This window comes from Streptomyces sp. NPDC021562 (assembly GCF_040640875.1).
Classification (GTDB): domain Bacteria; phylum Actinomycetota; class Actinomycetes; order Streptomycetales; family Streptomycetaceae; genus Streptomyces.
Genome location: NZ_JBFACN010000002.1, coordinates 166,582 through 183,836 on the forward strand (window position 1 = coordinate 166,582; position 17,255 = coordinate 183,836).

Annotated in this window: 19 protein-coding genes and 1 riboswitch; of the genes, 11 read left to right on the forward strand and 8 right to left on the reverse strand. The window is 69.6% G+C overall.

Going from position 1 to position 17,255, the window contains the following annotated elements; all coding sequences use genetic code 11:
* Nucleotides 1-187 precede the first annotated feature (187 nt).
* Both AB0G52_RS03180 and AB0G52_RS03185 read left to right on the forward strand, forming a co-directional pair.
* Nucleotides 188-1,276 (forward strand): metallophosphoesterase, encoded by a 1,089-nt coding sequence (locus tag AB0G52_RS03180; protein ID WP_361333192.1) that lies wholly within the window; start codon nucleotides 188-190, stop codon nucleotides 1,274-1,276.
* Nucleotides 1,277-1,457: 181 nt separating this feature from the next.
* Nucleotides 1,458-2,327: a hypothetical protein gene (locus AB0G52_RS03185; RefSeq protein ID WP_132888300.1), complete on the forward strand. Its 870-nt coding sequence runs from the start codon at nucleotides 1,458-1,460 to the stop codon at nucleotides 2,325-2,327.
* 73 nt (nucleotides 2,328-2,400) lie between these two features.
* On the opposite strand, the gene thiC is transcribed toward AB0G52_RS03185, so the two are convergent.
* Entirely contained in the window at nucleotides 2,401-4,203 is a 1,803-nt protein-coding gene (gene thiC / locus AB0G52_RS03190) for a phosphomethylpyrimidine synthase ThiC (RefSeq protein WP_361333196.1), read from the reverse strand.
* Nucleotides 4,196-4,373, reverse strand: a riboswitch (TPP riboswitch). Its footprint overlaps the gene before it by 8 nt.
* A 71-nt stretch (nucleotides 4,374-4,444) precedes the next feature.
* Between thiC and AB0G52_RS03195 the strand changes: the two genes are divergently transcribed.
* Nucleotides 4,445-5,947 carry a YibE/F family protein gene (locus AB0G52_RS03195; protein WP_132888302.1) on the forward strand — a complete coding sequence of 501 codons (1,503 nt, stop codon included), beginning with the start codon at nucleotides 4,445-4,447 and terminating at the stop codon, nucleotides 5,945-5,947.
* A 118-nt stretch (nucleotides 5,948-6,065) separates the two neighbouring features.
* Here the strand turns inward: AB0G52_RS03195 and AB0G52_RS03200 are convergent, their stop codons facing one another.
* The 4 genes from AB0G52_RS03200 to AB0G52_RS03215 all read right to left on the reverse strand — a co-directional run bounded on the left by AB0G52_RS03200 (nucleotide 6,066) and on the right by AB0G52_RS03215 (nucleotide 8,296).
* The gene (locus tag AB0G52_RS03200; protein ID WP_132888303.1) at nucleotides 6,066-6,503 is read right to left on the reverse strand and encodes an SsgA family sporulation/cell division regulator; all 438 of its coding nucleotides are present in this window, start codon (nucleotides 6,501-6,503) and stop codon (nucleotides 6,066-6,068) included.
* Between the two features lie 98 nt (nucleotides 6,504-6,601).
* On the reverse strand, nucleotides 6,602-7,390 hold the full coding sequence (locus tag AB0G52_RS03205; RefSeq protein ID WP_361333200.1) for an IclR family transcriptional regulator C-terminal domain-containing protein: 789 nt from the start codon (nucleotides 7,388-7,390) through the stop codon (nucleotides 6,602-6,604).
* Between the two features lie 212 nt (nucleotides 7,391-7,602).
* On the reverse strand, nucleotides 7,603-7,815 hold the full coding sequence (locus AB0G52_RS03210) for a DUF5326 family protein (RefSeq protein ID WP_132888304.1): 213 nt from the start codon (nucleotides 7,813-7,815) through the stop codon (nucleotides 7,603-7,605).
* A 163-nt stretch (nucleotides 7,816-7,978) separates the two neighbouring features.
* Entirely contained in the window at nucleotides 7,979-8,296 is a 318-nt protein-coding gene (locus AB0G52_RS03215; RefSeq protein WP_132888305.1) for a cupin domain-containing protein, read from the reverse strand.
* Nucleotides 8,297-8,355: 59 nt separating this feature from the next.
* On the opposite strand from AB0G52_RS03215, the gene AB0G52_RS03220 reads away from it, so the two are divergent.
* The 5 genes from AB0G52_RS03220 to AB0G52_RS03240 all read left to right on the forward strand — a co-directional run bounded on the left by AB0G52_RS03220 (nucleotide 8,356) and on the right by AB0G52_RS03240 (nucleotide 12,065).
* Complete coding sequence (locus AB0G52_RS03220) at nucleotides 8,356-8,733, forward strand: phage holin family protein (RefSeq protein WP_132888306.1); 378 nt, start codon at nucleotides 8,356-8,358, stop codon at nucleotides 8,731-8,733.
* Between the two features lie 7 nt (nucleotides 8,734-8,740).
* Nucleotides 8,741-9,232 carry a low molecular weight protein-tyrosine-phosphatase gene (locus tag AB0G52_RS03225; RefSeq protein WP_361333204.1) on the forward strand — a complete coding sequence of 164 codons (492 nt, stop codon included), beginning with the start codon at nucleotides 8,741-8,743 and terminating at the stop codon, nucleotides 9,230-9,232.
* On the forward strand, nucleotides 9,229-10,359 hold the full coding sequence (locus AB0G52_RS03230) for a cystathionine gamma-lyase (protein ID WP_132888308.1): 1,131 nt from the start codon (nucleotides 9,229-9,231) through the stop codon (nucleotides 10,357-10,359). Before AB0G52_RS03225 ends, AB0G52_RS03230 begins: the two co-directional genes overlap by 4 nt.
* Nucleotides 10,360-10,589: 230 nt before the next feature.
* Entirely contained in the window at nucleotides 10,590-11,495 is a 906-nt protein-coding gene (locus AB0G52_RS03235) for a LysR family transcriptional regulator (protein WP_132888309.1), read from the forward strand.
* Nucleotides 11,496-11,582: 87 nt separating this feature from the next.
* On the forward strand, nucleotides 11,583-12,065 hold the full coding sequence (locus tag AB0G52_RS03240) for an NUDIX hydrolase (protein WP_132888310.1): 483 nt from the start codon (nucleotides 11,583-11,585) through the stop codon (nucleotides 12,063-12,065).
* A gap of 4 nt (nucleotides 12,066-12,069) precedes the next feature.
* On the opposite strand, the gene AB0G52_RS03245 is transcribed toward AB0G52_RS03240, so the two are convergent.
* Nucleotides 12,070-13,254, reverse strand: a complete 1,185-nt coding sequence (locus tag AB0G52_RS03245) for a globin domain-containing protein (RefSeq protein ID WP_361333209.1) — start codon at nucleotides 13,252-13,254, stop codon at nucleotides 12,070-12,072.
* A gap of 342 nt (nucleotides 13,255-13,596) precedes the next feature.
* Here AB0G52_RS03245 and AB0G52_RS03250 point away from each other — a divergent pair, with 342 nt between their 5' ends.
* On the forward strand, nucleotides 13,597-14,463 hold the full coding sequence (locus tag AB0G52_RS03250; protein WP_361333211.1) for a GNAT family N-acetyltransferase: 867 nt from the start codon (nucleotides 13,597-13,599) through the stop codon (nucleotides 14,461-14,463).
* A gap of 7 nt (nucleotides 14,464-14,470) precedes the next feature.
* On the opposite strand, the gene AB0G52_RS03255 is transcribed toward AB0G52_RS03250, so the two are convergent.
* Entirely contained in the window at nucleotides 14,471-14,890 is a 420-nt protein-coding gene (locus AB0G52_RS03255) for a heme-binding protein (protein WP_361333214.1), read from the reverse strand.
* Between the two features lie 67 nt (nucleotides 14,891-14,957).
* On the reverse strand, nucleotides 14,958-16,166 hold the full coding sequence (locus AB0G52_RS03260; protein ID WP_361333217.1) for an MFS transporter: 1,209 nt from the start codon (nucleotides 16,164-16,166) through the stop codon (nucleotides 14,958-14,960).
* A gap of 143 nt (nucleotides 16,167-16,309) precedes the next feature.
* Between AB0G52_RS03260 and AB0G52_RS03265 the strand changes: the two genes are divergently transcribed.
* Nucleotides 16,310-16,768: a MarR family transcriptional regulator gene (locus tag AB0G52_RS03265; protein WP_361333220.1), complete on the forward strand. Its 459-nt coding sequence runs from the start codon at nucleotides 16,310-16,312 to the stop codon at nucleotides 16,766-16,768.
* A 9-nt stretch (nucleotides 16,769-16,777) separates the two neighbouring features.
* Nucleotides 16,778-17,230: a GNAT family N-acetyltransferase gene (locus AB0G52_RS03270; RefSeq protein WP_132888316.1), complete on the forward strand. Its 453-nt coding sequence runs from the start codon at nucleotides 16,778-16,780 to the stop codon at nucleotides 17,228-17,230.
* Nucleotides 17,231-17,255: the final 25 nt, after the last annotated feature.

The following is a 17,255-nucleotide window of genomic DNA, read 5'->3' on the forward strand; positions in this document are numbered from 1 at the left end:
GCCGACAGGCGAAGACCCTCCCAACCGGGGCGAAAGCCGCATCGGATCGGGGCCGCGCCCCGATTCACCACCCCTGGGTCATCACACGGCGCGACGGGCATTCCTATGATGGGCCCACGACACCGCGGGCCGCTGCGACCAGGCAGTCCGAACCGGTGCAGTTGCGGCGCGATGGTGGAGGGGTCTGATGACTCAGGGGGCCGGTCAGGGACCCGAGGTGGAGCGGACGGCGACGGTGCGCGACTTCCGGGTGCCCGCATACGTCAACGAGACCGGTCCGTACGTCCACGGCACCCACCCCGGTGAGGCCGCCCCGGTGCTCGACGATCCGTATCCCGAGGGCTACCCGGAGGAGTACACCCCGACCCAGCGCGACCTGCCGGTGATCAACCGCGGCGACACGCTCCAGCTGCCGGTCGAACCGGCCGCCGCCGCGGCCCCGCAGCCCGCGGACGGCCCCGGCCCGCTCTACGTCGTCGGCGACGTGCACGGCTACATCGACGAACTGCTCGCCGCACTGGCCGAGCAGGGCCTGATCGACGCCGACGGACACTGGTGCGCGGGCACCGCCCGGCTGTGGTTCCTCGGCGACTTCACCGACCGCGGCCCGGACGGCATCGGCGTCATCGACCTGGTGATGCGGCTGTCCGCCGAGGCGGCCGCGGCCGGCGGCTACTGCAAGGCCCTCATGGGCAACCACGAGCTGCTGCTGCTCGGTGCCAAGCGGTTCGGGGACACCCCCGTCAACTCCGGCGCCGGTACCGCCACCTTCCAGGCCGCGTGGCTGCTCAACGGCGGGCAGAAGACCGACATGGACCGGCTCCAGGACCACCACCTCCAGTGGATGGCGCGCCTGGACGCGGTGGAGGAGGTCGACGGCTACCTGCTGGTGCACTCGGACACCACCGCCTACCTCGACTACGGGGACTCGATCGAGGCCGTCAACGACACGATCCGCGAGACCATCACCCGTAATGACGCGGACGAGGTCTGGGATCTCTTCCGCAAGTTCACCAAGCGCTTCTCCTTCCGCGACGAGGGGGGTGCAGACGCCGTCCGTTCCCTTCTCGATACGTACGGAGGCACCCGCATCGTTCACGGGCACAGCCCGATTCCCTATCTGCTGGGCGAAGTCGGCTCCGAGGACGACGAAGAGGGCACCAGGCCCGTCGTGGAAGGACCGCACATCTACGCGGACGGACTGGCCATCGCCATGGACGGCGGAGTGACCATGGCCGGAAAACTGCTGGTGAGGCAACTCCCGCTGGACGTCTGAGCTTTCGGTACGCTGTTCTGTCCCTCCGGCGGCACACGCGGGCCACCCCCAATTTCCGGCAACCCCCTGTCACCGCGTGCCTTAACGGCTCTACCATCGGTTTATCCGTAGCAGGCTCCCCTCCGTTTCTGCCCGACGGTTCGCCGGCGTGCGAGCCACAAGCCCTACGGAGCATCGGGGGATGCACATGAACAGCGTTCCGCAGCACCTGCACAGCGAGGACCGCCAGGAATACGAGCGGATCCTCGATGAGGCGCTGCGCTCCGCCCCTCACCGTCCCGAACTGGCCGGTTCCGGTCGGCATTTGAACACCGAACAGCTGCGCACCATGGCGCTCAACGCCACCGCACTGATAGCGGCGGCCGCGGCGACCGAGTACCAGCACTATGTGAAGGTCCGCGAGGAACTGCGCAATCCGGCGCGGTCCACCCCGGCCCCCGTCCGGCAGCCGGACTCCGCCGAGTCGGCCGCGGGCGGGTCGCTGGGGCTCGCCACCACCCTCGGCGAAGCCGCCGAGACCACCGGCGCCGGAGGTTTCGCCCTCGCCCTGGTCCTGGCGCCCGTGCTCGCCGGCACCGCCGCCGCGATCTTCCTGCTCGTCGGCTACGTCCTGAAGATGCTGGACCCGGCCCCGGCGTTCGCCCAGACCATGCTCACCGCCGGCTGGGTGTTCGGCGCCGTGACCGCGGCCGCCATCCTCATGGCGGGCGCGGGGCTGCTCCTGACCGCACTGCGCAACAGCCCCTCGCTGGAGGCGGGTGCCTACGGCGAACCCGACGGCGAGGTGGCCAAGGCCCGACAGGCCTGGCGGGACGCCCTGCTGGAGCGAGGCATCCTGCCCTTCCTGCGGGAAGCGCTGGCCACTGACGCCGGTACGGCCGAACTGCGCCGTACAGCCCCGTCGGGCCCGGCGGGCCGGATGCCGCGCCTCGGCTACGACCGCCCCGGCTTCAGCACCGACGACGGCGCGGCTCCCGCCCCCCGCCCGAGCTTCAGCAGCCCGGACTACACCAGCCCGGACTTCGGAGGCCCGGAACACCAGCCGGAATAGCCCGGCCTGCGCCCCCACCCGGGGGCGCGGGCCGGACACGGCTCCGAGCCGGGCGAGCGCTCCCGGGCCGCCCTCAGTCGGCGATCGGCAGATACACCCGGTTCCCCGACGCCGCGAACTCCTTGGACTTCTGAGCCATCCCTTCCTCGATCTCGGCACGACTGCCACCGTGTTCGCGCCGGATGTCCTGCGAGATCTTCATCGAACAGAATTTCGGGCCGCACATGGAGCAGAAGTGGGCGGTCTTCGCCGGCTCCGCCGGGAGGGTCTCGTCGTGGAACTCGCGGGCCGTGACCGGGTCCAGGGCGAGGTTGAACTGGTCCTCCCACCGGAACTCGAAGCGGGCGTCGGACAGGGCGTCGTCCCATTCCTGCGCACCCGGGTGCCCCTTGGCGAGGTCGGCCGCGTGAGCCGCGATCTTGTACGTGATGACGCCCGTCTTCACGTCGTCCCGGTTGGGCAGACCCAGATGCTCCTTGGGTGTGACGTAGCAGAGCATCGCCGTGCCCCACCAGGCGATCATCGCGGCACCGATACCGGAGGTGATGTGGTCGTACGCCGGTGCGACGTCCGTGGTCAGCGGGCCGAGCGTATAGAACGGAGCTTCATCGCAGATCTCCTGCTGAAGGTCGATGTTCTCCTTGATCTTGTGCATCGGGACGTGGCCCGGGCCCTCGATCATGGTCTGTACGTTGAAACGCTTGGCGATCCGGTTGAGTTCCCCGAGCGTGCGGAGTTCCGCGAACTGTGCCTCGTCGTTGGCGTCCGCGATGGAGCCGGGGCGCAGGCCGTCCCCCAGCGAGTACGTGACGTCGTAGGCGGCGAGGATCTCGCAGAGTTCCTCGAAGTTCTCGTACAGAAACGATTCCTTGTGGTGTGCGAGGCACCAGGCCGCCATGATCGACCCGCCGCGCGAGACGATGCCGGTCTTGCGGTTCGCCGTGAGCGGGACGAACGGCAGCCGGACGCCCGCATGGACGGTCATGTAGTCCACGCCCTGCTCGGCCTGTTCGATGACCGTGTCCTTGTAGATCTCCCAGGTCAGCTCCTCGGCTCGGCCGTCCACCTTCTCCAGGGCCTGGTAGAGCGGCACCGTGCCGATGGGGACCGGGGAGTTGCGCAGCACCCACTCACGGGTGGTGTGGATGTTGCGGCCGGTGGAGAGGTCCATGACCGTGTCGGCGCCCCAGCGGGTCGCCCAGGTCATCTTCTCCACCTCCTCCTCGATGGAGGAGGTGACCGCCGAGTTGCCGATGTTGGCGTTGACCTTCACCAGGAACCGCTTGCCGATGATCATCGGCTCGATCTCCGGGTGGTTGACGTTCGCCGGCAGCACGGCCCGCCCCGCCGCGATCTCCGCACGGACGACCTCCGGCGCGACATTCTCCCGGATGGCCACGTACTCCATCTCGGGCGAGATCTCGCCGCGGCGCGCGTACGCGAGCTGGGTGACCGCCTCTCCGGCCCGGCCGCGGCGCGGCTGCCGCGGACGTCCCGGGAAGACCGCGTCCAGGTTGCGCAGACCGCCGCGCGGTGCGGTGTGCTTGATCCCGTCGTCCTCGGGACGGACCGGCCGCCCCGCGTACTCCTCGGTGTCACCGCGGGCGATGATCCAGTTCTCCCGCAACGGGGGAAGTCCCCGGCGGACGTCGGTCTCGACGAGCGGATCGGTGTACGGGCCCGAGGTGTCGTAGAGGGTCACCGACTGCCCGTTGGTGAGGTGCACTTGACGGACCGGCACGCGCAGGTCGGGGCGCGAGCCCTCGACATACCCCTTGTGCCAGCCCACGGACTTCCCCGCCCCCCGTGACGTTTCGCCCGTGGAAGGCTGTTCGTCCTGGTCGGAGGCAGGCGTGCGTGCGTCCTTGTTGGTCATGAGACCTACTCCCTACGCCGGCATTACCCGGTAACAGGTTCGGCGGTCGACGCAGCGGCTTCCGTCGAGCGGTGTTCCCTGTGGAAGTTCACTTGTTCCACGTGAAACATCGCGAATACGGAGATCAGCGCCCTCTCAGCCCGGTGCTCCGAGCTCCCGCGTGTGCAAAGGTGCCTCCACGCTAGCGTCAATTCGGGCGCGGTGAACAGGGGGCCTCTGCCGTTCTTGCGATGATCGGGCGGTGACCACGACACAGCGGCCCCCCTATCCGCCTCCTGACCCACGGCGCGGCGACGGCGCGGTAACGGGCGGCGGACCGGGCCAGGACGGCCGTGCTGCCGGTGCCGGACATGCTCACGCACACAGGTCCGGTCAGGAGCACGCTCATGACCACAGTCCTGATGAGACGGACGGTGCCCATCACGGCCATGGACACCGCGGCGCCGGCGGCGGGCACGGCCACTCGCACAGCCACGGTCCCGCGGCACCCGTCTCGAAGCATCTGCGCAAGGTCATCGCGGCGATCCTGATCCCCTTCACCGCCGCGGTGGTGGTCGGCCTGGTCGTGCTGTGGCCCGGCGGCGCTCCACCGCACGAGCGCACCGGTGTCGGTTTCGACCGGCAGACGCAGGCGGCCACGGTCGCCAAGGTCGTCTCGGTCAGCTGCAAGTCGGTCAACGCCTCGGGAGGCGGTTCGACCGGTGACCTCTCCACCGGCGACGGAGGGTCCGGCAAGCAGGAGGGCGGCGGCACCTGCAAGAAGGCCACGGTCCGGGTCGACACCGGCAAGGACAAGGGCCGTACCTTCACCGAGATCGTGCAGCCCGACCAGTCGCGGCAGTTGCACCAGGGCGAGAAGGTCGTGGTCGCCTACGAGCCCTCGGCACCGAAGGATCTGCAGTACTCGGTCACCGATGTGAACCGGAAGTTCCCGATGGCGTTGCTGGCCGGGATCTTCGCGCTCGCCGTCGTGGTGGTGGGCCGGCTGCGCGGGGTGATGGCGCTGGTCGCGCTGGCCGTCAGCTTCATGGTGCTGACCCTGTTCATCCTGCCGGCGATCCTGCAGGGCTCCAACCCGCTGCTGGTGGCGGTGGTCGGGTCGAGCGCCATCATGCTGATCGCTCTGTACATGTGTCATGGTCTGTCGGCCCGTACCTCGGTGGCGGTGCTCGGCACCCTGGTCTCGCTGTGCCTGATCGGCCTGCTCGGCTCCGAGTTCATCGACTGGGCCGCGCTCACCGGCAACACCGACGACAACACCGGGCTCATCCACGGCCTGTACCCGTCGATCGACATGAGCGGTCTGCTGCTGGCCGGCGTCATCATCGGTTCGCTGGGCGTGCTGGACGACGTGACGGTGACCCAGACGTCGGCCGTCTGGGAGCTGCACGAGGCCAACCCGACGATGGGCTGGCGCGGGCTGTACCGGGCGGGCATCCGCATCGGCCGCGACCACATCGCCTCCGTCGTCAACACCCTGGTGCTGGCCTACGCGGGTGCGGCGCTGCCGCTGCTGCTCCTCTTCTCCATCGCGCAGAGCAGCGTGACGACGGTCGCCAACAGTGAGCTGGTGGCCGAGGAGGTCGTGCGCACGCTGGTCGGCTCGATCGGCCTGGTGGCCTCGGTGCCGGTCACCACGCTGCTGGCAGCCCTGGTGGTGTCGGCCGACCGGCCGGGCACGGAGAGGGTCGTGCCCATGGAGACAGCGGCACGCGGCGGACGGGGGCGGCGCCGGAAGCGCTGACGGCGCCGCCCCGAAGCGCTTGCGGAGTCAGGAGAACACGCAGAAGCGTTCCTGCGTGTTCTCCTCGGGCTTCTCGTGCGGCTCGGGCGAAGAGTCCTGCCCCCGTTGCCACGACATCTCAGCCGGCGCTCTGCTCCTCGGCAAGGATGCGGTCCAGGGCTTCGTCCAGATGGGCGTCGAAATCGGCGAGCGCGCCTTCCTGGCCGAGCGGCACCAGCTTGTCCGTACGGTCGAGAAAGGCCACCAGCGGGGGTGCCGAGGAACGGAACATCGCCTGGTCGCATCCGACCTGAAGGCGGATCAGCACCTCACCCAGCACCTCGGAATCGGCCGGCGCGATGTGCACGTCGCCCTCGCCGCACGGCCGGCCCACCCCGTCGATCAGCAGCTCACGGCCGAAGGCCCAGGTCACCGGCGCGTCCCCGGGCAGATGAAAGGTGAGCCGCACGGCATACGGATCACAGGTCTCGTAGCGCAACTCCACGGGGATGCGGAAGGAGAGCTCCTCCGAGACGAGAAAGCTCATCATGACTTCTGCTTGTACGGACTCGCGCATCGCCTACCCCGTCATATGACGCCGACTGGCCGGGTTTACCCCTTTGATAGTGGTCAAATCTTGCTGAAAGTACACGGGAGATCACAAGGAGTGAGTTTTCAGATACTGATAGCGATGGCCAAAGAACCCAGGTGCCGTCCGACCTCGCTCTGCAGCTGCCGCGCCGCGGGCAGCAGCCGGTCGGCCTGGTGCAGCGGCAGCGAGATGGCCATGGTGGCGGCTGTGGTCCCCGCGGTGATGGGAATGGCCGCGCACACCGTCCCCAGCGTGTACTCCTGACGCTCGACGACCGGGTCCATCCGGCGGGTGCGCTCCAGCCTGCGCAGCAGCGTGTGGCTGTCACGCACCGTGTACGGGGTGAGCGTCTGCACGGGGTACCGGTCGAGATGGTCGCGGCGGGCGGCCTCGTCCAACTGGGAGAGCAGACACTGGCCGATGGCATGCGCATGGGCGGTCTCGCGGAAGTCCGCCCACTCCTCGACCGCCGGGGCAGCCGGGGAGTCGGAGACGCACACGACCTCGATCTCGCCGTCCCGGTACATCGCGTAATAGACCGGCACGCCGATCGCGTCCCGCCAGTGGGCGAGGGTGTCGGCGACCGCGCTGCGACGTTTCTGCTGCGCTCCGCTGCTGCTCAGCCGCTCGGCGGCCTCACCGAGGAAGAACAGGCCCTTGTCCCGGCGGAGATATCCCTCGTGTACGAGGGTGCGCAGCAGGTGGTAGGCGGTGGGCAGCGCGAGGCCGGTCTCGCGGGCCAGTTGTTTGGCGGGGGCGCCGTGTTCGTGCTCGGCGACACATTCCAGCAGACGCATGGCGCGCTGCACGGAGCCGATGAGAGTGGCCGAATGCGGCTGTGCGGGGTCGGCCTGGGTGGCCGGCCGCTGCACGGGGGGTGTGGTGGAGCTGCGTCGGGCGGGGGGTGGGCGGTGTTCCGTGGGTGCTGAGGCGGCGTCAAGCGTGGCCAAGAGTCGCTCCCGGAGCGCGAGGGGGTCAGCGACTCTAACCGTCTGTCGCCGCTTCCGGTCGGCCCGTTGGGGGAAACTTCCCTCGCCCGAGGGAACCGGTGATTCCTGTTACCGGCCACCGATTCCCCCGGTCCTCACCAGTCGCTCTTCGACGAGGAGTTCGACATGAACTTCCGCACGATGTAGATCAGGCCGCCGACCAGCGCCACGAAGATCAGCAGCTTGAAGAGCAGATAGGCCAGGAAGCCGACGATCGCGCCGATCAGGCCACCGAACACCACCAGTGCGATGACCGGCACCGCGATCCACTTCACCCACCACGGCAGACCCGTGAAGATCTCTCGCATTGCCCTGTCCTCAGCTTTCTCGTGCGCTCGGCACGTAGGTCTCGTGCGTCCCGCACGATGCGATGTCCTGCACTCGATGCTAGAGCCGCGAGGGGGCCGTCCGGGGGCCTCGGATCCCTTGTCCTCCCCTGACCCGTCCCCTAGGGAACCCCGAGGACCGGGGTCAGGCCTCAGGCGGAGAGAAGACGACCAGGACCCTCAGGTCCTCGCTGATGTGGTGGAACCTGTGGGCCACCCCGGCGGGCACGAACACCACGCTGCCGCGCGCGACCTGCGTGGTCTCCAGGCCGACGGTGATCGAGGCACGGCCGCTGACGACGAAGTAGACCTCGTCCTGGTTGTGGGGCTGCTGGGGGTCCCGCTCGCCCGCGTCCAGGGCGTAGAGGCCGACCGACATGTTCCGCTCGCGCAGGAACTGCAGGTAGGCACCGTCGTTGGCGGCGCGCTCCGCCTCCAGTTCGTCCAGCCGGAATGCCTTCATCGCGGTCGTCGCCCTCGCCTCACTACTTGTGTTCGATCTCGTCTGTCACGATCAGACACATGAAGAATTTCGTAGTCAAGACGATCGCCAACGCGGGCGCCCTGGCGGTCGCCGTGTGGCTGCTCGACAAGATCACTCTGACCGGTGACAGCACCGCCAAGAAGGTCTGGACGCTGATCCTCGTCGCCCTGGTCTTCGGCCTGGTCAACTTCCTCGTCAAGCCGGTCGTGAAGATCCTGACCTTCCCGCTGTTCATCCTCACGCTCGGTCTGATCACCCTGGTGGTCAACGCGCTGATGCTGCTGCTCACGTCGTGGGTGTGCGACAAGCTCGACCTGAGCTTCCACGTGGAGGGGTTCTGGACGGCCGTGCTGGGCGGTCTGATCATCTCGATCGTGTCCTGGGCCCTGAACATGATCCTTCCCGACTCGGACTGAGCGCCCCATGACCTACCGCGTCTGCTTCGTCTGCACGGGCAACATCTGCCGTTCCCCGATGGCCGAATCCGTCTTCCGTGCCCGTTTGGCCGAGGCCGGACTCGACGACCGGGTCGAGGCCGGCAGCGCCGGAACCGGCGGCTGGCACGAGGGCGACGGCGCCGACCCGCGCACGGTGCGCGTCCTTGCGGAACACGGCTACGACAGCGACCACACCGCCCGCCAGTTCCAGGTGGCCTGGTTCGCCCGCCTGGACCTGGTGATCGCGCTCGACGCCGGTCACCTCAAGGCCCTGCGCCGCCTGGCCCCCACCGAGGAGGACGCCCGCAGGGTGCGGCTGCTGCGCTCCTACGACCCCGCCGCCGGTGACGATCTCGACATACCCGATCCCTACTACGGCGGTCTGGACGGCTTCGAGGAGTGTCTTGAGATGGTGGAGGGGGCGAGCGAGGGACTGCTCGCCGCCGTACGCGACGAAGTGGAGGGAACGGCCGTATGAGCGAGGCAGCCATGGGCGAGGGCACCCGCGCGGTGCGTGCGGGGCTCCCCGAACCGGTCAAGAACGAGCCGACCCTGCCCGGACCGGTGTTCGCCGCTCACTTCCACCTGCCGGGCGAGGTCAGCGGCCCGTACGCGTACGGGCGGGACGAGAACCCGACCTGGACACATCTGGAGCGGGCCGTCGGCGAGTTGGAGGCGCCCGGTGAGGACGTGGAGACCCTGGTGTTCGCCTCCGGCGTGGCGGCCGTCTCGGCGGTGCTGTTCTCCCAGCTGCGCGCCGGGGACGCGGTGGTACTGCCCTCCGACGGCTACCAGGTGCTGCCCCTGGTCCGGGCCCAGCTGGAGGCCTATGGCATCGAGGTGCGCACCGCGCCGACCGCCGGGGACGCCCAGCTGGACGTCCTGGACGGCGCGAAGCTGCTGCTGATCGAGTCACCGTGCAATCCGGGCCTCGACGTGTGCGACATCCGGCGGCTCGCCGAGGCGGCACACGCGCGTGGCGCCCTCGTCGCCGTCGACAACACCCTCGCCACCCCGCTCGGCCAACGGCCGCTGGCGCTGGGCGCCGACTTCTCCCTGGCCAGCGGCACCAAGCAGCTCACCGGGCACGGAGACGTTCTGCTGGGGTACGTCGTCGGACGGGACGCCGAGGCGATGGCCGCCGTCCGCCGCTGGCGCAAGATCATCGGTGCGATCGCAGGGCCTATGGAAGCGTGGCTGGCGCACCGCTCCCTCGCCACCCTGGAGTTGCGGGTCGAGCGGCAGAACGCGACCGCCCTGCTGCTCGCGGAGGCACTGCGCGGGCGGCCCGAGGTGACCGGGCTGCGCCACCCGGGGCTGGCCGACGACCCCGCCCACAAGACCGCCTCACAGCAGATGCGCCGCTACGGCTCGGTGATCTCGTTCACTCTGCCCACGCGCGCGCATGCGGAACGCTTTCTCGAGTCCCTGCGGCTGGTCGACGACGCGACGAGCTTCGGAGGGGTGCGTTCCACGGCCGAGCGACGCCGGCGCTGGGGCGGGGACGACGTACCGGAGGGCTTCATCCGGCTGTCGGTCGGGGCCGAGGACCCCGAGGATCTGGTGGCCGATGTGCTCCGCGCACTCGACGAGTCGGCCAGGTGACCGGAATACGGACGCCCGCACCGGTCCGGCTACGCATGGCGGACGGTCCGAGCCTCCCCCCTCGTGACTCGGACCGTCCCGGTTCTCGCGCGCCAAGAACCACGCGACCAAGGCTAGTTGACTCTGCGTCAGTGTCCAATCACTGTAGCGGCAGAGACCTATCGACTTATTTATAGTTGTGGACCTGCCCAGGGGCCGCGAAAGGGGCGGGGCAAACGGGAGGGCGTGCGATGGATCTGGCTTTGCTGCGCACCTTCGTGACCGTGCACCGAGCCGGATCCTTCACCCGCGCCGCCGCTCTGCTCGGCCTCTCACAGCCGGCCGTGACCTCCCAGATCCGGACCCTGGAACGGCAGCTGGGCCGTCCGCTCTTCCTGCGCCAGGCCCGCGGGGTGACCCCCACGACGATCGGCGACGAACTCGCCCACAAGGCCGCCCCTCACCTCGACGCCCTCGTGGAGATCGCGGAACGCGGCCTCGACGACGAATTCTCGGTCCGCACCCTGCATCTCGCCGGCCCGCCGGAGTTCACGGCCGAGCGCGCCCTCCCCGCCCTCACCGAGCTCGCCGGTGACGACGGCCAGGGCTTCGCACTGCGGGCCTCCTTCGGAAACGCCGAGGAGACCTTGGAGGGGCTGTCCGCCGGACACCACGACCTGGTCATCAGTACCCTCCGGCCGCGCGGCGCCCTGCTCACCGCCACCGCGCTCTGCGACGAGGAGCACGTGCTGGTCGCCGCTCCGCGCTGGGCTGCGGAGATCGGCACCGGGACGGTGGGGGACAAGGGTGCGCCCGCCCTGGAGTACCTGCCTGTCGTGGAGGTCCATGAATCGCTGCCCTTCGTCTCCCGCTACTGGGGCTCCGTGTTCGACGCCCGTCCGGCCGCCTCGGGCACGGTCGTCGTACCGGACCTGCGCGCGGTCCTCGCCTGTACGGTCGCGGGTGCCGGGCTCGCCGTGCTGCCCCGGTACCTGTGCGCCGCAGCTCTGGAACGCGGTGAGGTCATGGCCCTGCACGATCCCGCGGTACCTCCGCTGCGGACGTACTTCCTGGTGGTGCGTACCGGCACGCTCGCCATGCCCCATGTGGCGCGGGCGCACGAATGGCTCCGGCACGCGGCCGCGGACTGGGCCTGAGTACGTTTCCGTGACGTTCGCGGGGTACGGCCGCCCGATGGGTCCTCGCGATGTTTCACGTGGAACGAGCTGGGCCACATTTCTCCCATGACCGTCCGACCCGTGGTCAAGCGCACCGCGCGTGCCGTTCTTCTGGACGGCGATGACCTGATCCTGATCAAGCGCACCAAGCCCGGTGTCGATCCCTACTGGGTGACCCCCGGTGGCGGCGTCGAGCCGGAGGACAGCACCGTCGTCGACGCCCTGCACCGCGAGGTGGACGAGGAACTCGGCGCCAAGATCACCGACGTGGTGCCCTGCTTCGTGGACACCGTGGAGCACATAGGCGACAGCGGCAGCGCGACCGGCGTGAAGGTCCAGCACTTCTTCGTCTGCCGGCTGGAGTCCATGGACCCCGAGCGCCGGCACGGCCCCGAAATCGACGAGCCCGCGGGTGAGTACGAGATCGTCCGCGTCCCTTTCACCCGGGTCGGGATCGCCTCCGTCCACCTCGTCCCGCTGTCCCTGCGGCACTACCTCGACGGCAACATCGAGGGTGTCCGGGCCATGCACGCCCCCGACCTCGGGTGACGGCTCAACCGCCGACTACCAGTTCCTCGACCGAGTCGTGCCGTATGCGGTGCGCGGGGACCCCGGCGTCCCGCAGCGCATGGACACCACTGCGGATCATGCCGGGCGGGCCCGAGACGTAGGCGTCGTACCCGGTCCATGGGCCGCGCCCGCGGAGCGCGTCAGGGAGCTGGATCCGTGCCCGCTGGTCGACGACGGCGCGCACCGCGAGCCAGGGAAGGCTCTGCTGAAGTCGGAGCAGGGTGTCGAGGTCGTACAGGTCGTGATCGGTGCGGGCGCCGTAGTACACCTCGACGGGACGGCGTGCGCCGCGATCGGCGATGTCCTCGACCAGCGCCTTGATCGGTGCGATGCCGGTGCCGCCGCCCAGGCAGAGCAGTCCGTTGTCCCGGGTGTGGTCGACGGTCATGGAGCCGCCGGGCGGCCCGAGGCGGACCACGTCTCCGGGGCGGGCACGGTGTACCAGGGCGTTGGAGACCCAGCCGGCCGGGACGGCCTTCACGTGGAAGGTGAGCAGTCCGTCCGAGCGGGGCGCGGAGGCGAAGGAGTAGTGCCGCCAGACCCGAGGCCACCAGGGCGTCTCGATGGCGGCGTACTGCCCGGCGAGAAAGGGGTACGGCTGCTCCGGGCGGACCGTGAGCACCGCGACGTCCGCGGTCCTGGGCTCGTGCGTGAGGACCTCCGCGTGCCACCAGGCGGGTGCCCGCAGCTCGTCCGTGGCCGCCGCGTCGATCATCACCTGGGACATCGTCGTGTACGTCCGCACCCAGGCCGCTTCTGTCTCGGGACTCCAGCTGCCCGAGGCGTACCTGCTCAGCGCCCCGATGAGGCACTCGCCAACAGCCGGGAAGTACTCGGCGCGGGTGCCGAACTTGCGGTGCCCACGGCCCAGATTCTGCAGGTACTCGACCAGGACGGGCGTGTTGTCGATGTGCTCGGCAGCCGTGAGCAGGGCTTTCAGCAGCCGCTCCCGCTGGGTGTCCATGGCGGCCGGGAAGAGCGAACGCAGCTCGGGGTGGCGGACGAAGAGCAGCGCGTAGAAGTACGAGGTGACCTTGTCGGCGATCGGACGGATCTCCGCCAGGGTGTCGCGCACGCGGACCGCGTCCGGGGAGGCCTCCTGCCGCGGTGGTGCGCCGCGCTGCGGCGGGACGCGGTGCCCCGTCGACGCGCTGGTCGGAGCGTCCATGGTGTGCCTCGCCTCGAACATCTTGCGGTCGGTCCCGGCACTTCACTCGAAAAGTGCCTGCGTTCCCCCGTTGACGGCCGGCTCCCTCTGGTCGGGCCCGCTCCCGCCGTGAGGCCGTGCCTCGGACGTGAACCGGACCCGACACTACCCGCGGCCACCCCGGGCACGACTACCCCCCACCACCCCTGCGACACCGCGCACAGCGGTCCGTCCTGCGTTGTTTCACGTGAAACAACGCGCCGCTCCAGGAGCTGCACTCGTGACGACGACATGGCCAAAAGCGCGCGTGTCTCCTTCGAAACGGGTGGACGCCGGGGGTGCGGGTCGGCAAGCCTGACCTGCGTGCCAACTCCTTCCCTCGCCGCTCTGCCCATTCGCCGACTGACGCCACGCGATCTCACCGCCTGCGCCGACCTGTCCGTGGACCGGGGGTGGTCGCGCGAGGAACACAAGTGGCGTTTCCTCCTCACGGCCGGACAGGGCTACGGCATCGACGACCCCGGCGGAGGCCTGGTCGCCGCCTGCGTCGTCACGGAGTACGGCCCGGCAGGGCGCCCGGATCTCGGCGCGATCGGCATGGTTCTGGTCGCCGAACGGCATTCCCGTCAGGGTGTCGGGCGCCGGCTGATGCGGCACGTCCTCTCCAGGACAGGGACGACCCCGCTGACTCTGTACGCCACCCCGTACGGCCGTCCGCTCTACGAGGAGCTGGGGTTCAAGACCACGGGACGCTCGGAGATGGTGTCCGGGCCCTTCACCCCGGGCGGCCCCGAACCCCGGGTGGCGACGCGTCCGGCCACCGCCGAGGACCTCGGTTCCCTTCTCGAATTGGACGGGGAGGTGTTCGGCAGCGACCGCACCCCCCTGATCACCCGACTGCCCGCCTTCTCGGATCAGCTCCGCGTGGCCGTGGACGACGGCCGGATCGTGGGCTACGCGGCCGCGTGGCCCAACATGGACACCCATGTCATCGGTCCGTTGATCGCCCGTGACACTCCGACGGCGAAGGCCCTCATCACCTCGCTCGCCGCGCACACCGACCGTCCGCTGCGCACGGACGTCGATGTGCGGCACGAGGAACTGCTGACCTGGCTGAAGGCGCGCGGACTGACCTCCGTCGCCATGAACTCCGTCATGACGTGCGGCATCGCGGAGCTGCCGGGCGACTGGACACGGCGGTTCGCGCCGCTGACGGTGGCGGCGGGCTGAGGCTCCGTCAGGACAGGGCCGCCACGGCGGTGACGGCGAAGCCGTGGTCCTGGTCGGGGGTGCCGCCGCCGACGCCGACGGCCCCGACGAGTCGGCCGTCACGCTGGACGGGGACGCCCCCGGCGATGAAGAGAAGCGGCCGGTCCAGCGCCGTCGGCAGGGTGTGGAAGAGACCACCTGGCTGGACGGCGTCGACGAGGTCGGCGGTGGGGGTGTTCAACTGCAGCGCCGTGTATGCCTTGAGGGTGCTGGTCTCGCCGGAGATCGGGACGGCGCGGTCGTCCCGCCGGAAGGCCAGCAGGTGGCCTCCGGCGTCCAGGACGGTGACGCTGACAGTGGCTCCGGCGGCCTCTGCGGCTCGCCGGGCCTCGGCGATCAGCAGTTCGGCGTCCTGAATGGTGAGTGGGGCGACGGTGGTGGTGTTCATGGGTTCTTTCTCCTCCGGAGGTGCTGGGGTTCAGGTGCGGGGATGGCGTGCGGTGCCGTAGCCGGGCTCAGTGGTGGACGGGGTCGTGCTGCCGGGCGGGACTGCCGCCAGCGGTCACGGTGGCCGGAGCGTCGTCACGGCGTTCCAGTACGCCCGACAGGAAGGCAAGGACCAGGGCGGCCGCGGCCAGGGCGGCGCCGACCCAGTTGGGAGACGTGTAGCCGTAGCCGGCGGCGATCACCATGCCGCCGAGCCAGGCGGACAGGGCATTGCCGAGGTTGAAGGCACCGATGTTCACGGCCGAGGCCAGGGTGGGGGCACCGTGCGCCTGGTCGAGGACCCGCTTCTGCAGCGGCGGCACGGTGGCGAAGCCCAGGGCACCGATCAGGGCCACGGTCAGAGCAGCCGCGATCTTGTGGTGCGCGGTGAGCGTGAAGAGGGCGAGAACGGCGGCCAGGGCGCCCAGGGACACGTACAGCATGGGCATCAGGGCTCGGTCGGCGAACTTCCCGCCGACGAGGTTTCCGCCCACCATGCCGAGTCCGAAGAGGACCAGCAGCCAGGTGACTGAGCCGTCGGCGAAGCCGGTGACCCGGGTCATCATCGGCGCGATGTAGGTGATGGCCGCGAAGACCCCGCCGAAGCCGAGAACGGTCATCGCCATGGCGAGCAGGACCTGGGCGTTCTTGAACGCGGCCAGCTCGTGCCGTAGGTGCACCCCGGCCGGCCTGGGCAGCTCGGGCACCAGCCGGGCGATACCGGCCAGGCCCACGACGCCGAGCGCGGCGACGATGCCGAAGGTGACGCGCCAGCCGACGTGCTGCCCGACGAGGGTGCCGAGGGGGACCCCGACCACGTTGGCCACGGTGAGGCCGGTGAACATCATCGCGATGGCCCCCGCCTTCTTGCTCGGCGCGACCAGTTCGGCCGCCACCACCGAGCCGATGCCGAAGAACGCACCGTGGGCGAGGGAGGCGATCACGCGGCCGATCAGCATGACGGCGAAGACAGGGGCCGTCGCGGACACCAGGTTGCCGACGATGAACAGGCCCATCAGCAGCATCAGCATCCGCTTGCGCGGGAGCCGGGTGCCGAGAACGGTCATCAGCGGGGCACCGACCACCACGCCGAGCGCGTAGCCGGTCACCAGAAGGCCGGCGGTGGGGATGGAAACCCCGAAGTCGCCCGCCACCTCGGGCAACAGGCCCATGATCACGAACTCGGTCGTGCCGATTCCGAAGGCCCCGATCGCGAGGGCCAGAAGCGCGAGAGGCATGGGGATGAAACCTTCCCAGAAGATTGCAGGTGCGCTTAACGTGCGTCCACAATAGTTGCAGACGCGGGCTACATGCAACAGGGGGATATTGCGTACCTGCTCTATCCTGGGTTCAGTCGCTCCGGGACGGAGGAAAACGCCCTATGACTGCCACGGATCCCGCTCTCACCGCCCTCGCCCAGGGCTGGTGCGCCCTCTCTCTGCTGCACGGCAGGATCGAGGCGCACATCGAGCGCGCCCTTCAGTCGAAGCACGACCTGAGCGTGCGCGAATACTCCCTGCTCGACGTCCTCAGCCGACAGCACGACGGTGAAGGAGGACATCTGCAGATGAAGCAGGTCGCCGACGCGGTCGTGCTCAGTCAGAGCGCGACCACCCGGCTGGTGACCCGCCTCGAGGACCGTGGCCTCCTGGAGCGCTATCTCTGCCCGACGGACCGGCGGGGCATCTACACCAACGTCACCGAGGCAGGGCTGCATCTGCTCGAACAGGCTCGCCCCACCAACGACACCGCGTTGCGCGAGGCCCTCGACGAAGCGGCCGGGAATCCGGAACTGGCCCCCCTGGTCCGGGTCGTGGAGTCGCTGAACGTCCCCGCGTAGGCTCCGGCCATGGAAGATCTGGACATACGTGCCGCGGTGGCCGACGACGTGCCGGCCGTCGTCGGGATGCTCGCCGACGACCCGCTCGGCGCCGAACGGGAGTCGCCTGACGACCTCGCGCCCTACCTGCGCGCACTGGAGCGCCTCAGCGCCGACCCCAACCAGCAGCTGGTCGTCGCCGTCCGCGAGGGCCGTGTCGTGGGCACGCTCCAGCTCACCATCATCCCCGGCCTGTCCCGGCGCGGCGCCACCCGGTCGATCATCGAGGGCGTACGGATCCATGCGGACGAGCGTGGCAGCGGGCTGGGCACCCGTTTCATCGAGTGGGCGATCGACGAATCCCGTCGCCAGGGCTGCCAGTTGGTGCAGTTGACGTCGGACAGTTCGCGCACCGACGCCCATCGTTTCTACGAGCGGCTGGGCTTCACCGCCTCACACGTGGGCTTCAAGCTGGAGATCTGAGCACCGAAGGCGCACGGGCGGCGTT